This is a genomic window from Algorimicrobium bowmanii (assembly GCF_054031195.1).
This window is the reverse complement of the sequence record NZ_CM132929.1, coordinates 2,554,254-2,566,917: the sequence shown is the minus strand read 5'-3', so window position 1 is coordinate 2,566,917 and position 12,664 is coordinate 2,554,254. Positions and strand designations below refer to the sequence as shown.

At 35.8% G+C, this 12,664-nt stretch carries 12 protein-coding genes; 8 read left to right on the top strand and 4 right to left on the bottom strand.

What is annotated here, in order from left to right; translation table 11 throughout:
* Positions 1-11 precede the first annotated feature (11 nt).
* The 7 genes from pcaF (at position 12) to ACW5R3_RS11535 (ending at position 9,032) form a co-directional block, all read left to right on the top strand.
* A complete protein-coding gene (gene pcaF, locus ACW5R3_RS11565; protein WP_456577173.1) occupies positions 12-1,220 on the top strand; it encodes a 3-oxoadipyl-CoA thiolase in 1,209 nt (402 codons plus the stop codon).
* Positions 1,221-1,222: 2 nt separating this feature from the next.
* A complete protein-coding gene (paaZ, locus tag ACW5R3_RS11560; protein ID WP_456577172.1) occupies positions 1,223-3,760 on the top strand; it encodes a phenylacetic acid degradation bifunctional protein PaaZ in 2,538 nt (845 codons plus the stop codon).
* 2 nt (positions 3,761-3,762) lie between these two features.
* Positions 3,763-4,518: an enoyl-CoA hydratase/isomerase family protein gene (locus ACW5R3_RS11555; protein ID WP_456577171.1), complete on the top strand. Its 756-nt coding sequence runs from the start codon at positions 3,763-3,765 to the stop codon at positions 4,516-4,518.
* Between the two features lies 1 nt (position 4,519).
* Positions 4,520-5,116, top strand: a complete 597-nt coding sequence (locus ACW5R3_RS11550) for an acyltransferase (protein WP_456577170.1) — start codon at positions 4,520-4,522, stop codon at positions 5,114-5,116.
* Positions 5,117-5,265: 149 nt separating this feature from the next.
* The gene (locus ACW5R3_RS11545) at positions 5,266-6,537 is read left to right on the top strand and encodes a dihydrolipoamide acetyltransferase family protein (RefSeq protein ID WP_456577169.1); all 1,272 of its coding nucleotides are present in this window, start codon (positions 5,266-5,268) and stop codon (positions 6,535-6,537) included.
* A gap of 107 nt (positions 6,538-6,644) precedes the next feature.
* The gene (locus ACW5R3_RS11540; RefSeq protein WP_456577168.1) at positions 6,645-8,720 is read left to right on the top strand and encodes an alpha-ketoacid dehydrogenase subunit alpha/beta; all 2,076 of its coding nucleotides are present in this window, start codon (positions 6,645-6,647) and stop codon (positions 8,718-8,720) included.
* Between the two features lie 87 nt (positions 8,721-8,807).
* Positions 8,808-9,032, top strand: coding sequence for a hypothetical protein (locus ACW5R3_RS11535; RefSeq protein ID WP_456577167.1), 225 nt, complete (start codon positions 8,808-8,810; stop codon positions 9,030-9,032).
* Positions 9,033-9,113: 81 nt separating this feature from the next.
* On the opposite strand, the gene ACW5R3_RS11530 is transcribed toward ACW5R3_RS11535, so the two are convergent.
* Positions 9,114-9,305 carry a cold-shock protein gene (locus ACW5R3_RS11530; protein ID WP_007646460.1) on the bottom strand — a complete coding sequence of 64 codons (192 nt, stop codon included), beginning with the start codon at positions 9,303-9,305 and terminating at the stop codon, positions 9,114-9,116.
* A gap of 196 nt (positions 9,306-9,501) precedes the next feature.
* Here ACW5R3_RS11530 and ACW5R3_RS11525 point away from each other — a divergent pair, with 196 nt between their 5' ends.
* Positions 9,502-9,858 (top strand): hypothetical protein, encoded by a 357-nt coding sequence (locus ACW5R3_RS11525; RefSeq protein WP_456577166.1) that lies wholly within the window; start codon positions 9,502-9,504, stop codon positions 9,856-9,858.
* Positions 9,859-9,918: 60 nt separating this feature from the next.
* Here the strand turns inward: ACW5R3_RS11525 and ACW5R3_RS11520 are convergent, their stop codons facing one another.
* Genes ACW5R3_RS11520 through ACW5R3_RS11510 form a run of 3 tightly spaced genes read right to left on the bottom strand, consistent with a single transcriptional unit; the run spans position 9,919 to position 12,643 of the window.
* On the bottom strand, positions 9,919-10,461 hold the full coding sequence (locus ACW5R3_RS11520; protein WP_456577165.1) for a DUF4136 domain-containing protein: 543 nt from the start codon (positions 10,459-10,461) through the stop codon (positions 9,919-9,921).
* A 16-nt stretch (positions 10,462-10,477) separates the two neighbouring features.
* Positions 10,478-12,472, bottom strand: coding sequence for a urocanate hydratase (locus ACW5R3_RS11515; RefSeq protein WP_456577164.1), 1,995 nt, complete (start codon positions 12,470-12,472; stop codon positions 10,478-10,480).
* A 21-nt stretch (positions 12,473-12,493) separates the two neighbouring features.
* Positions 12,494-12,643, bottom strand: a complete 150-nt coding sequence (locus ACW5R3_RS11510) for a DUF5522 domain-containing protein (RefSeq protein WP_456577163.1) — start codon at positions 12,641-12,643, stop codon at positions 12,494-12,496.
* Positions 12,644-12,664: the final 21 nt, after the last annotated feature.

The window sequence follows — 12,664 nt, the reverse complement described above, 5'->3', positions numbered from 1 at the left end:
ACGATTAAAACATGAAAGAAGCATATATAATAGACGGAATACGAACACCTATAGGAAATTACAAAGGAACTTTATCAGCAGTAAGAACAGATGATTTAGGTGCATTGGTAATTTCAGAAATAGTTAAAAGAAATCCAAGCATCCCAAAAGAAGCTTATGACGATGTTATCATGGGCTGTGCCAATCAAGCAGGAGAAGACAATCGTAACGTAGCAAGAATGTCATCACTTTTAGCAGGACTACCGTTTACCGTTCCAGGCGAAACTGTAAATCGTTTATGTAGTTCAGGATTATCAGCAATTATTCATGCAAATCGTGCTATTAAAGCAGGCGATGGAGATGTATTTATCTCTGGAGGCGTTGAGAATATGACACGTGGACCTTACGTTATGGCAAAACCATCATCAGCATTTGGAGGCGATTCTAAAATGTATGATTCTACTTTTGGGTGGCGTTTTATCAATCCTAAAATGCAAAAAATGTATGGCACAGATGGAATGGGAAACACAGCTGAAAACTTAGTGGAAAAATATAATATTTCTAGAGAAGACCAAGATCAGTTTGCCTATTGGAGCCAGATGAAAGCTTCCAAAGCACAAGAAAATGGAAGATTAGCAAAAGAGATAGTAACTGTTGAAATTCCACAACGTAAAAAAGATCCTATTCAATTTTCAAAAGATGAATTTGTAAAACCAACAACCTCTCTTGAGGTTTTAGGAAAATTAAGAGCAGCCTTTAAAAAGGAAGGCGGAAGCGTAACTGCAGGGAATTCGTCAGGATTAAATGACGGAGCAGCAGCAACAATCATCGCATCAGAAGATGCTGTTAAAAAATATAATTTAAAACCTTTAGCTCGTATAGTAAGTTCGGCCGTTGTAGGTGTAGAACCAAGAATTATGGGAATTGGCCCAGTTGAGGCATCAAATAAAGCTTTAGCAAAAGCTGGTTTAACTATGGACGACATCGACATTATTGAGTTAAATGAAGCCTTTGCAGCACAAGCATTAGCGTGTACTCGTGCTTGGGAAATTGCAGATAACGATCCAAGAATCAATCCAAATGGAGGCTCCATTGCTATTGGTCATCCTTTAGGAGTAACAGGAGCAAGAATAGCATATTCAGCAGCATTAGAGTTACATGAACAAGATAAAAAGTACGCATTAGTAACCATGTGTATTGGAGTAGGACAAGGCTATGCCGCAATAATTGAAAGAGTATAATTATGAAAAAAATAGAGCATTACGTTCAAGGACAATGGATAACAGGAACAGAAGAAGGGGCACCTGTCCTAGATGCGGTAACAGGTGAAGCCTTTACTAGTGTTGCGGTTGAAGGTTTAGATGTTCCTGAAATTTTAAACTACGGTAGAACCAAAGGGGGAGAAGTTCTAAGAAAAATGACTTTTCAAGAACGTGGTAATATGCTTAAGAAATTAGCTTTATACCTAACTAAAAGAAAAAATGAATTTTACGATTTAAGTTATAGGACAGGAGCAACTAAAGTAGATAGTTGGATTGATATTGAAGGAGGATTCGGAAATTTATTTGCTAATGCGTCTTTACGTAAGTTATTTCCAAACCAATCTTATCATGTAGAAGGAGATCCAATAGATTTGTCTCGTGGTGGACGTTTTATGGCACATCATATTATGGTGCCTAAAAAAGGAGTTGCAGTACATATCAATGCGTTCAATTTTCCGGTTTGGGGAATGTTAGAAAAATGTGCAGTCAATTGGATGGCAGGTGTTCCAGCAGTTGTTTTACCAGCACCTTCATCATCATACTTAGCAGAAGCTGTAGCTAGAGAAATAATAGCTTCAGGTATTTTGCCAGAAGGCGCATTACAAATCATAAACGGAACAGTAAAAACTATATTAGATACGGTAGAATCTCAAGATGTGGTAACATTTACAGGTTCTGCACAAACAGGACGTTTATTAAAAGCACATCCAAGATTAATTCATGAATCCGTGCCGTTTACTATGGAAGCAGATTCATTAAATGCTTCTGTTTTAGGAGAAGATGCAGTGCCTGGAACACCAGAATTCGATTTATTCATAAAAGAAGTCCGAAAAGAAATGACGGTTAAAGCAGGTCAAAAATGTACTGCTATCCGTAGAATCATCGTTCCAGAAAACTTAGTGGAAGATGTTCAAATTCAATTAGGAAAAGCTTTAGATAAAGTAACAATTGGAGACCCAAGACTAAAAGAAGTTAGGATGGGGTCTTTAATAAGTCATCAACAAGTGCAAGCTGTTAGAGATTCGGTTAATGATTTATCTAAAGAAGCACAAATTGTCTATGGAGATTTAGATGTTATTAAAACCATGGGAGCAGATGCTAAAAAAGGCGCTTTTATTAGTCCTATTTTATTAAGAGCAGATAATCCAATGACCAATAAAGTCATTCACGAACGCGAAGCATTTGGACCAGTGAGTACCATTATGCCTTATAAAAATTTAGATGAAGCTATTACCTTAGCTCAAATGGGTAAAGGGTCTTTAGTGTCATCAATTGCTACTCATGATAATCAAATAGCCAAAGATTATGTGGTAAATGCTGCCAGTCATCATGGACGTATTTTAGTAATAAATCGAGAAATGGCTAAAGAAAGTACTGGTCATGGTTCGCCATTACCAAACTTGGTTCATGGAGGTCCAGGACGTGCTGGTGGAGGCGAAGAAATGGGAGGTATGCGTGGTATAAAACATTATTTACAGCGTACAGCGATTCAAGGTTCACCTACAACATTAACTGAGGTTACAGGTATTTATCAGCAAAACGCCAAATACAAGGAGGCAGAACAGCATCCGTTTCAATACCATTGGGAAGATATCCAACCAGGAATGTCTCTAAAAACTCATAAACGTACTTTTACAGATACCGATATCATAAATTTTGCAAACCTAACTTGGGATCATTTTTATGCGCATACAGATATCACTTCTTTAGATGGAAGTATTTTTGAAAAAAGAACGGCGCATGGTTACTTTATAATTTCGGCAGCAGCAGGATTATTTGTGTATCCTAACAAAGGTCCAGTTTCTGCAAATTACGGCTTGGATAGTATCCGATTTTTAAGACCACTTTATCATAATGATACCATTTATGTTCGTTTAACGTGTAAGGAAAAAGTTGATAGAGACGTTTCTTCTGCTGAACATCCAAGTGGAATTGTAAAATGGCATGTAGAAGTTTTTGATGCCAATTTTGAAAACAGACCAGAAAGTGAGAAAACAGAAAAAGATAGTCCGTTAGTAGCAGTAGCAACCATTTTAACCATGGTTCAGAAAAAACAAGAAACTTTTGTTGAAATGACTACGGATAAAATCTTTGAATGTTTATCGAAATTAACAAAGGATACAAAACCTAATTGGGGAATAATGACGCCTCAACACATGGTAGAACATTTAGAATATACCTATAAAATTGCTTCAGGTGACATTCAAGATTTTGAGATTGCAACACCGGAAAAAATCTTAGAAAAAGTACATAATAGTTTGTGGGATTATAAGGAGTTTCCAAAAAACAGTCAATTCCCACAATTAGAAAAAGGCAAATTAGACGCATTAAAGCATCCTGATTTAGCCACAGCAATTACAAAATTTAAAGAACAAAGAGAAAAATATATAGAATTCTTTAAAGAAAATCCTGAGGCAAAGTTGAAAAACTTAGTCTTCGGAGAATTAAATAAATATGAATCATATTTGTTAGAAAGAAAACATTTAAATCATCATTTTAAACAATTTGGAATACTATAATTATGAAAGAACAAGCTTACGTTAATATAGAAATCGAAAACGAAGTAGGATATATAGAATTTTTTCATCCTGCCCACAACTCTTTACCTGGAGAAGTTTTAAATAAATTAGCTCGAACCATAACAGAAGCAGGAGAAAATGATGCAATTAAAGTTTTGGTTTTAAAAAGTGGGGGCGACAGAACGTTTTGTGCTGGTGCTAGTTTTGAAGAACTTATAAATATCAATGATGCTGCTACTGGAAAAGTATTCTTTTCGGGGTTCGCTAATGTCATTAATGCCATGCGTAAATGCCCTAAGTTTATTATTGGACGCATACAGGGTAAAACTGTTGGAGGTGGTGTAGGTTTAGCCGCAGCAACCGATTATTGTATGGCTTCTAAATTTGCTGCTATAAAGTTAAGTGAGTTAAATATAGGGATAGGTCCTTTTGTAGTTGGTCCTGCTATTGAGCGCAAAATGGGTGTTAGTGCTATGTCTCAGATAGCTATAGATGCTAATACATTTTATTCTGCAGAATGGGCTAAGCAAAAAGGATTGTTTACTCAAGTATATGAAACCACAGAGGCCTTAGATGAAGCCGTAAAAGCTACAGCTAATCACTTGTGTACCTATAACCCAGAAGCCATGGTAGAAATGAAGAAAGTTTTTTGGGAAGGAACGGATAATTGGGATGCACTTCTAGCGGAACGTGCTGCCACAAGTGGTAGATTAGTTTTAAGTGCCTTTACCAAAGAAAAATTAAAAGGTTTTAAATAATATGATATATGCTTTTAAAGGTTATACCCCGGTAGTTCATGAGTCTAGTTTCGTGCATCCACTAGCTGCAGTAACAGGAAATGTTATTATTGGAAAAAACTGTTACATCGGTCCCGGTGCTGCTATTCGTGGCGATTGGGGGCAGATAATTTTAGAAGATGGCGTAAATGTTCAAGAAAACTGCACCGTGCATATGTTTCCTGGCAAATCTATAACGCTCAAAGCAAGTGCTCATGTAGGTCATGGTGCTATAATTCATGGCGCTAATTTAGGAAGGAACTGCCTTATTGGTATGAATTCTGTAATTATGGATGATGCTGAAATTGGTGATGAGTGTATTGTTGGTGCTATGGCATTTGTAAAAGCAGAAACAAAAATTCCAAATAGAAGTTTAATGGTTGGAAACCCTGCTAAAGTTGTTAAAACAGTATCAGATGAAATGATTGCTTGGAAGACTAAAGGAACGCAGTTATATCAGCAATTGCCGGCCGATTGCCATGAAAGTTTACAGGCTGTCGAGCCTTTAAGAGTTGTTCCTGATACTATGAAAATTCAAGAGGATGTTTATAAAACGCTTCGAGATTTTATGAAAAAATAATTGGGCGTTCCCACAAGGGGCGCGCTTTCACTACTCGCTTCACAACATGAGTTGTGAGAGCTTAAACAAACCGTTCAATCGCTAACGCAGATTGAAAAAAATTAAAATTAGAACACCTAATGTCCAAATTTGATTTAAAAATGCCCAAAATGGGCGAAAGTATAACAGAAGGTACCATTATCAACTGGTTGATAAATGTAGGTGATGCATTTGAAGAAGGCGATATTCTTCTAGAAGTGGCTACCGATAAAGTAGATAACGAAGTGCCTGCACCGGCTTCAGGTATCTTATTAGAAACTCATTTTCAAGCAAAAGATGTGGTTCCTGTTGGTGATGTTATTGCTGTATTAGAAATTTCAGAAGGCATTACTGTTAAATCTGAAGATAAGTCTAAGCTATCAAATACAAACGCAACACCTCAAAAGAAAAAAACAATTAAGGCGCCTAAACCAGTATCGTCAGTTTCGGCTCCTGCTGCGTTTTCAAATACAAATTCAAATACTTTTTTCTCACCATTAGTTATTAAAATAGCTAAAGAGCATCATATTAGTTTTGAAGAGCTAGCACGAATTCCTGCTACAGGACATGAAGGCAGATTACGTAAAAGCGATGTTTTTAATTATATATCAGAAGGCAGACCGTATCAGTTTTCACAGGCTGTAACTCAAGATCCAACAGCTTACAGAATACCACAGTTAAGTTTCGATAAAGGAAAAGGGAAAATTGTTGAAATGGACCGTATGCGCCAAATGATAGCTGATCATATGGTGTTTTCAAAGCATACAGCACCACACGTAACTGCTTATGTGGAAGCCGATATGACTAATATGGTTAATTGGCGAAATGAAAATAAAAAAGCTTTTCAAGAAAAGTATGGAGAACGTTTAACGTTTACACCCCTTTTTGTTGAAGCCGTAGCTAAAGCTGTAAAAGATTTTCCTAATATAAATGCATCTGTTGATGGGAATAATATAATTGTTAAGGAGGCGGTTAATATCGGTATGGCTACTGCATTACCAAGTGGGAATTTAATTGTACCAGTTGTAAAAAATGCTGATACGAAAAATTTAAAGTCTTTAGCTGAAAATGTTAATGCCTTATCTAAAAAAGCTCGTGAAAATAAACTGGGAGGCGATGATATTAAAGGAAGTACGTTTACCATATCTAATGTAGGTACATTTGGTAGTGTCATGGGGACTCCTATAATCAATCAGCCTGAAGTTGCTATCCTTGCATTAGGTATTATTAAAAAACGTGCTGAGGTTATCGAAACAGATACAGGAGATGAAATTGCAATTCGTAGTATGATGTATCTATCACTGTCGTTCGACCATCGTGTAGTTGATGGATTTTTAGGAGGTAGTTTTGTGCGTCGTGTTGCTGATTATTTCGAGCAATTTGATATAAATAGAACAATATAAATTAACAAGTTTGTTTAAACAGTTCTGAAGTCATTTTAAACTGTTTAGCCAAAAGTAGCACATTTTAAAAACATTAAAATAGTTACCTGTTTATTCAGGCATTTGATATGAAGAAAGATATATTAAAAAAAGGGTTCATCAATTTATGCACAGCTAAAGCTATGGCAGAACTCTATGAAGCTAATTTTAAGCAAGTATCAAAATATGTACACGCTACCTCTAGAGGTCATGAAGCGATACAAACAGCTGTAGGGATGCAATTGTTACCACAAGATTATGCATTTCCATATTACCGAGATGATGCTATGTTGTTATCATTTGGGTTAAAGCCTTATGATTTAATGTTACAACTGCTAGCTAAAAAAGCAGATCCATTCTCTGGAGGTCGTACCTATTATTCTCATCCTAGTTTAAAGGATGCCGATAAACCAAAAATTCCACACCAATCGTCTGCTACTGGTATGCAGGCAATTCCAGCAACTGGTGTAGCTATGGGGATGAAATACATAGAACAACAAGGCTTGTTAAATTCAAATGTAGTTGATAATAAAAGTGAAAATGCTCATAAAAATCCCATTACTGTTTGTTCATTAGGAGATGCCTCAGTTACCGAAGGAGAAATAGCCGAAGCATTTCAGATGGCGGCTTTAAAGCAGATGCCTATTTTATATTTAGTTCAAGATAATGGTTGGGATATTTCAGCTAATGCAGCAGAAACAAGAGCGCAAAATGCTTATGAATATGCTAAAGGTTTTAATGGCTTAGAAGCTATTTCAATAGATGGAGCAAATTTTACAGAGAGTTATGAGGCTTTAGAGAAGGTTATAGAAACTATAAGAACGGAGCAGCGTCCATTTTTAGTTCACGCTAAGGTTCCTCTATTAAATCACCATACATCAGGAGTTCGAATGGAATGGTATCGTGATGATTTAGAGGAGGCGAAATCACGTGACCCATATCCTGTTTTAAAACAACAACTTCTTGATGCAGGTTTTTCTACTGAAGACATAGCTGCAATAGAACATGATGTTAAGAGTCAAGTACAAGAAGATTTTGAAAAAGCACTTCAAGCCGAAGACCCAAAACCTGAAGATTTATTTACCAATGATTTTGTGCCTACACCAATAACTGAAGAGTTAGGCGAGCGTTCGCCAAAAGGTGCTGAAAAAGTAGTGATGGTGGATTGTGCACTTTTTGCAGTTGAAGAACTAATGACTAAGCATAAGGAATGTCTTTTATATGGTCAGGATGTAGGAGGTAGATTAGGAGGTGTTTTTAGAGAGGCAGCTACCTTAGCTCAAAAATTTGGAGATGATCGTGTGTTTAATACACCTATTCAAGAGGCATTTATTGTAGGTTCTACAGTAGGAATGAGTGCTGTAGGGTTAAAACCTATTGTTGAGGTACAATTTGCCGATTATATATGGCCGGGATTAAATCAGTTATTTACAGAAGTAAGTAGAAGTTGTTATTTAAGTAATGGTAAATGGCCCGTAAGTATGGTTTTACGAGTGCCAATTGGTGCTTATGGTAGTGGAGGACCGTACCATTCCTCTTCAGTTGAAAGTATAATAACAAATATTCGTGGCGTAAAAATAGCCTATCCTAGTAATGGAGCTGACTTAAAAGGATTAATGAAAGCGGCTTATTATGACCCTAATCCTGTGGTAATTTTAGAGCATAAAGGTCTTTATTGGTCTAAAGTTCCTGGCACACAAGGTGCTACATCTGTAGAGCCTAGTGAGGATTATGTTCTGCCGTTTGGAAAAGCTTGGTTGTTACAAGAAATATGGAAACAAGATGATGTGGAAACATTAACGATTGTGACCTATGGAATGGGGGTGCATTGGGCAATGAATGCCTCTGAAGAATTAGGTATGAAAAACCAAATTGAGGTAATTGATTTACGTACTTTATATCCTCTAGACACAGATACTGTTATAGCTTCAGTTAAGAAAACAGGGAAATGTTTAGTGGTAACAGAAGAGCCGAGTGATAATAGTTTTGCAAGAGCTTTGTCTGGTAAGATTCAAGAGGCTTGTTTTAAATTTTTAGATGCTCCAGTAATGACAATTGGTAGTGAAAATATGCCGGCAATCCCTTTAAATTCAACATTAGAAGTTACAATGATACCTTCTACGGAAAAGGTGAAAGCAAAAATAAATGAGTTACTAAATTATTGATTTGGGTTAAATTTTAGTGTGGATCAATTGTAGTTTTGAGTAACACTAAAATTAAACATTATGAAAAAAGTAATTTATATGTCCTTAATGGCATTATTTATAGCCACTACTTGGACATCATGTAGAGAAGAAAATAAAACACAGTCTGAAGAGTTGATTGAGGAAATGCAAGAAAAAGATGCAGACATTGATGTGAAAGATCGTGCTAACGACACTAAAATTAAAATGGAAACCGAAGATAAAAAGGTGAAAATTAAAGAAGGTGACGATGGCGATACTAAGATAAAAGTCAAAGAAGACGACGATTCATAGTTTCAAAAACAAATATAATAGTTACAAAAAAAAAGCCTATCAAATGAATGATAGGCTTTTTAAGATTTTAAAAGTATATAATTAGATAACTTTTACGTTAATCGCGTTTAAACCTTTTTTACCTTCTGTTAAATCGAATTCAACTTGGTCGCCTTCTCTTACTTCGTCGATTAAGCCAGAAATGTGCACGAAATGCTCTTTATTGTTTCCTTCTTCTGTGATGAATCCAAAACCTTTAGAGTCATTAAAAAATTTTACTGTACCAGTACTCATAATATAATTTATTTAATTAAGCGGCAAAGGTAGCTTAATAAATTGGTTTTCAAACCTTTTTATTTAATTCTTTTTAGAAACTTATATATTCTTTGCTCTAAATAGAGATTACATTTTAGACACCTTTCATATTATATATTGATAAATTTTGTATATTGAACCCTTATTAATCACATTAAACTAATTTTAACTTATTATGAAAAAATACATTTCACTTTTTAGCTTTATCGCACTGTTTTTTGTTGGTATGCAATTTTCATCTGCACAATCAGCCGATAGACAACAAAGTGCAGAAGCTAGAGCAAAACAAAAAACTTATCAAATTCATGAACTTGTTACTTTAACAGGTGAGCAACAGTCTGATGTATATAAAGTGTTAGTTGATGCTGAACAAAATTTAGGAGAATTAAATAAACGTGAATTAACAGATAGTTTTCGTCAAGATGGTATTTTAACTATCAATGAACGAGTTGAGAAGTCTTTAAAAAATATTTTAACGCCAACTCAATATGAAACTTATGAAAGTTCTTTAAACGTTTCAAATAAGAAATAAGTTTTAAAGTTAATATATAAAAAAAGGGATCAAATTTTTGATCCCTTTTTTTATTGCTTATTATTTTATTTGTGGAGGGTAAACTTCCATGATTTTATTGACAAACTCATTTATTCTTTCCTCTTTCTTATCTACTGTACTATTATTTAAGTAGCCAATACCTTGACCTTGCCAAACAAGTTCTTTTTTGTTGGCGTCAATTAGGTCAATATATAAAACACCTTCTGTTGAGGTTGAAACATTATTGTAGTTTCCATAATAATATGGATTCCAACCCCAGCCCCAACCATAGCCGCCATAAAAATTGTTGTAAACATCAATTTTTTCACGTGACGAAGCAATAATGCTTACTAATAAATCAGGGGATTCTGATTTTGTAAAGCCTTTAGCTATAAGCTCTGCTTCAATAGCTCTTAAAATGCGGCGTTTATCTAAGTCATTGATTTCTGCTTTATCTATTCCTGGTTTGTAAAAAGCAAAAGTTTTAAACGAGTTAAAGTTTACTTGCTTATCATAATCAGCAGCTACTTGTACGGAACTACAAGAGACTAAAGTGATTAAAAGAATGAAAGCTAATATAGGTGTTAAAGCTATTTTTTTCATGACTTATTTTTTTAGGTTAAACGTTGTCTAATAAATTTTGATCAACAAAATTAGGAAGGGTAACTTTTAAGTTAGGTTCTGCTTCCATAGCGCGTTTAATGGCAAAGATGGCTTCGTCATTTCGAGCCCAACTTCTCCTTGAGATACCGTTATTGACATCCCAAAAAAGCATTGATTTTAAGCGCTTTTCTGCTTCTATACTACCATCAAGAACCATACCAAAGCCTCCGTTTATAACTTCACCCCAGCCAACGCCACCACCGTTATGAATGCTGACCCATGTAGCGCCTCTAAAGCTATCGCCAATAACGTTCTGAATGGCCATATCAGCTGTATAACGTGATCCGTCGTAGATATTGCTTGTTTCTCTGTACGGAGAATCTGTTCCAGATACATCGTGGTGATCTCTACCTAATATAACAGGTCCAATTTCATTATTTTCAATAGCTTTATTAAAAGCTTCGGCAATTTTTATTCTACCTGCAGCATCAGCATAAAGTATTCTTGCTTGAGATCCTACTACGAGCTTGTTTTCTTGAGCACCTTTAATCCACTGGATGTTATCCGTCATTTGTTGTTGGATTTCTTCAGGTGATTCTTTTTTTAAGGTTTCCAATACCTGACATGCAATGGCATCTGTTTTTGCTAAATCTTCAGGTTTTCCTGAGGCACATACCCAGCGGAATGGTCCAAAACCATAATCAAAGCACATAGGCCCCATAATATCTTGTACATAACTTGGGTATTTAAATTCGCGTCCTAAAGTTGGGTTTTCAGCCATAACATCGCCGCCGGCCCTAGAAGCTTCTAATAGAAAGGCATTTCCATAATCAAAGAAATAGGTGCCTTTTGCTGTGTGCTTATTTATAGCTTTTGCATGACGACGTAGTGTTTCTTGTACTTTTTCCTTAAAAGTTTCAGGGTTATTAGCCATCATAGTATTAGCTGCTTCAAAAGAAATATCAGCTGGGTAATAACCACCGGCCCACGGATTGTGTAAAGAAGTTTGATCGCTACCTAAATCGATTTGAATATTGGCTTCATCAAACTTTTCCCAAACATCAACCACATTACCTAAATATGCTATCGAAACGGTTTCGTTATTTTTTTTAGCTTCCGTTATGCGAGTCACCAATGTGTCTAAATCTGTTATTTTTTCATCTATCCAGCCTTGATCTAATCGGACTTGTGTGATTTTCGGATTTACTTCAGCACAAACAGTAATACAACCGGCAATATTTCCTGCTTTTGGTTGCGCACCACTCATACCGCCCAAACCTGAAGTTACAAAAAGATGTCCTTTTGGTGTTTTGTTAATTTTTCTAAACCCATTTAAAACGGTTATGGTAGTTCCGTGAACAATACCTTGTGGCCCGATATACATAAAGCTTCCAGCTGTCATTTGACCATATTGTGTAACGCCAAGGGCATTAAACTTTTCCCAATCGTCAGGCTTTGAGTAATTCGGAATCATCATACCGTTTGTAACTACTACGCGTGGGGCATTTTTATGCGATGGAAATAAGCCCATAGGATGTCCCGAATACATAGCTAAAGTTTGGTCTTCCGTCATTTCAGCTAAATACTTCATGGTTAAAAGATACTGTGCCCAATTTGAAAACACACCTCCATTACCACCATAAGTAATAAGTTCATGAGGGTGTTGTGCTACAGCATAATCCAAGTTGTTCTGAATCATTAGCATAATAGCTGCTGCTTGTTTTGTTTTAGCAGGGTAATCTTCTATTGGTCTTGCATGCATTTTGTAATCTGGTCGGAACCGGTACATGTATATACGGCCGTATGTTTCTAATTCTTCTTTAAATTCCGGCAGTAATGTAGCATGGTGTTTTGAGTCAAAATAGCGAAGGGCATTTTTTAATGCTAATTTCTTCTCTTCTTCTGTTAATATGGCTTTACGCTTAGGAGCGTGATTAATATCAGGATTATAAGCTTTTGCTGGAGGTAATTCGTTTGGAATACCTTGTAGTATATGGTCTTGAAATGTCATAAAAAAATCAATGTTCTGAAATTATTTTTTTTTGTTGAAGCCGTATGGGCAATGTCGGCAGCCGCTTTCACAACAATAACCACGTTTTAAATGGTATTGCTCTGTGAAACAACGGTAACCTTCTGGTGTCCAGTAAAAATCACCTTCTTCTATGGGGATAAGCTTCTTCATATTACAAATATAATGTAATTT

Bases quoted from the DNA above. Each gene is read 5' to 3' on its own strand.
- pcaF (WP_456577173.1), top strand. From the start codon at position 12: ATGAAAGAAGCATATATAATAGACGGAATACGAACACCTATAGGAAAT.
- paaZ (WP_456577172.1), top strand. From the start codon at position 1,223: ATGAAAAAAATAGAGCATTACGTTCAAGGACAATGGATAACAGGAACA.
- ACW5R3_RS11555 (WP_456577171.1), top strand. From the start codon at position 3,763: ATGAAAGAACAAGCTTACGTTAATATAGAAATCGAAAACGAAGTAGGA.
- ACW5R3_RS11550 (WP_456577170.1), top strand. From the start codon at position 4,520: ATGATATATGCTTTTAAAGGTTATACCCCGGTAGTTCATGAGTCTAGT.
- ACW5R3_RS11545 (WP_456577169.1), top strand. From the start codon at position 5,266: ATGGGCGAAAGTATAACAGAAGGTACCATTATCAACTGGTTGATAAAT.
- ACW5R3_RS11540 (WP_456577168.1), top strand. From the start codon at position 6,645: ATGAAGAAAGATATATTAAAAAAAGGGTTCATCAATTTATGCACAGCT.
- ACW5R3_RS11535 (WP_456577167.1), top strand. From the start codon at position 8,808: ATGGCATTATTTATAGCCACTACTTGGACATCATGTAGAGAAGAAAAT.
- ACW5R3_RS11530 (WP_007646460.1), bottom strand. From the start codon at position 9,305: ATGAGTACTGGTACAGTAAAATTTTTTAATGACTCTAAAGGTTTTGGA.
- ACW5R3_RS11525 (WP_456577166.1), top strand. From the start codon at position 9,502: ATGAAAAAATACATTTCACTTTTTAGCTTTATCGCACTGTTTTTTGTT.
- ACW5R3_RS11520 (WP_456577165.1), bottom strand. From the start codon at position 10,461: ATGAAAAAAATAGCTTTAACACCTATATTAGCTTTCATTCTTTTAATC.
- ACW5R3_RS11515 (WP_456577164.1), bottom strand. From the start codon at position 12,472: ATGACATTTCAAGACCATATACTACAAGGTATTCCAAACGAATTACCT.
- ACW5R3_RS11510 (WP_456577163.1), bottom strand. From the start codon at position 12,643: ATGAAGAAGCTTATCCCCATAGAAGAAGGTGATTTTTACTGGACACCA.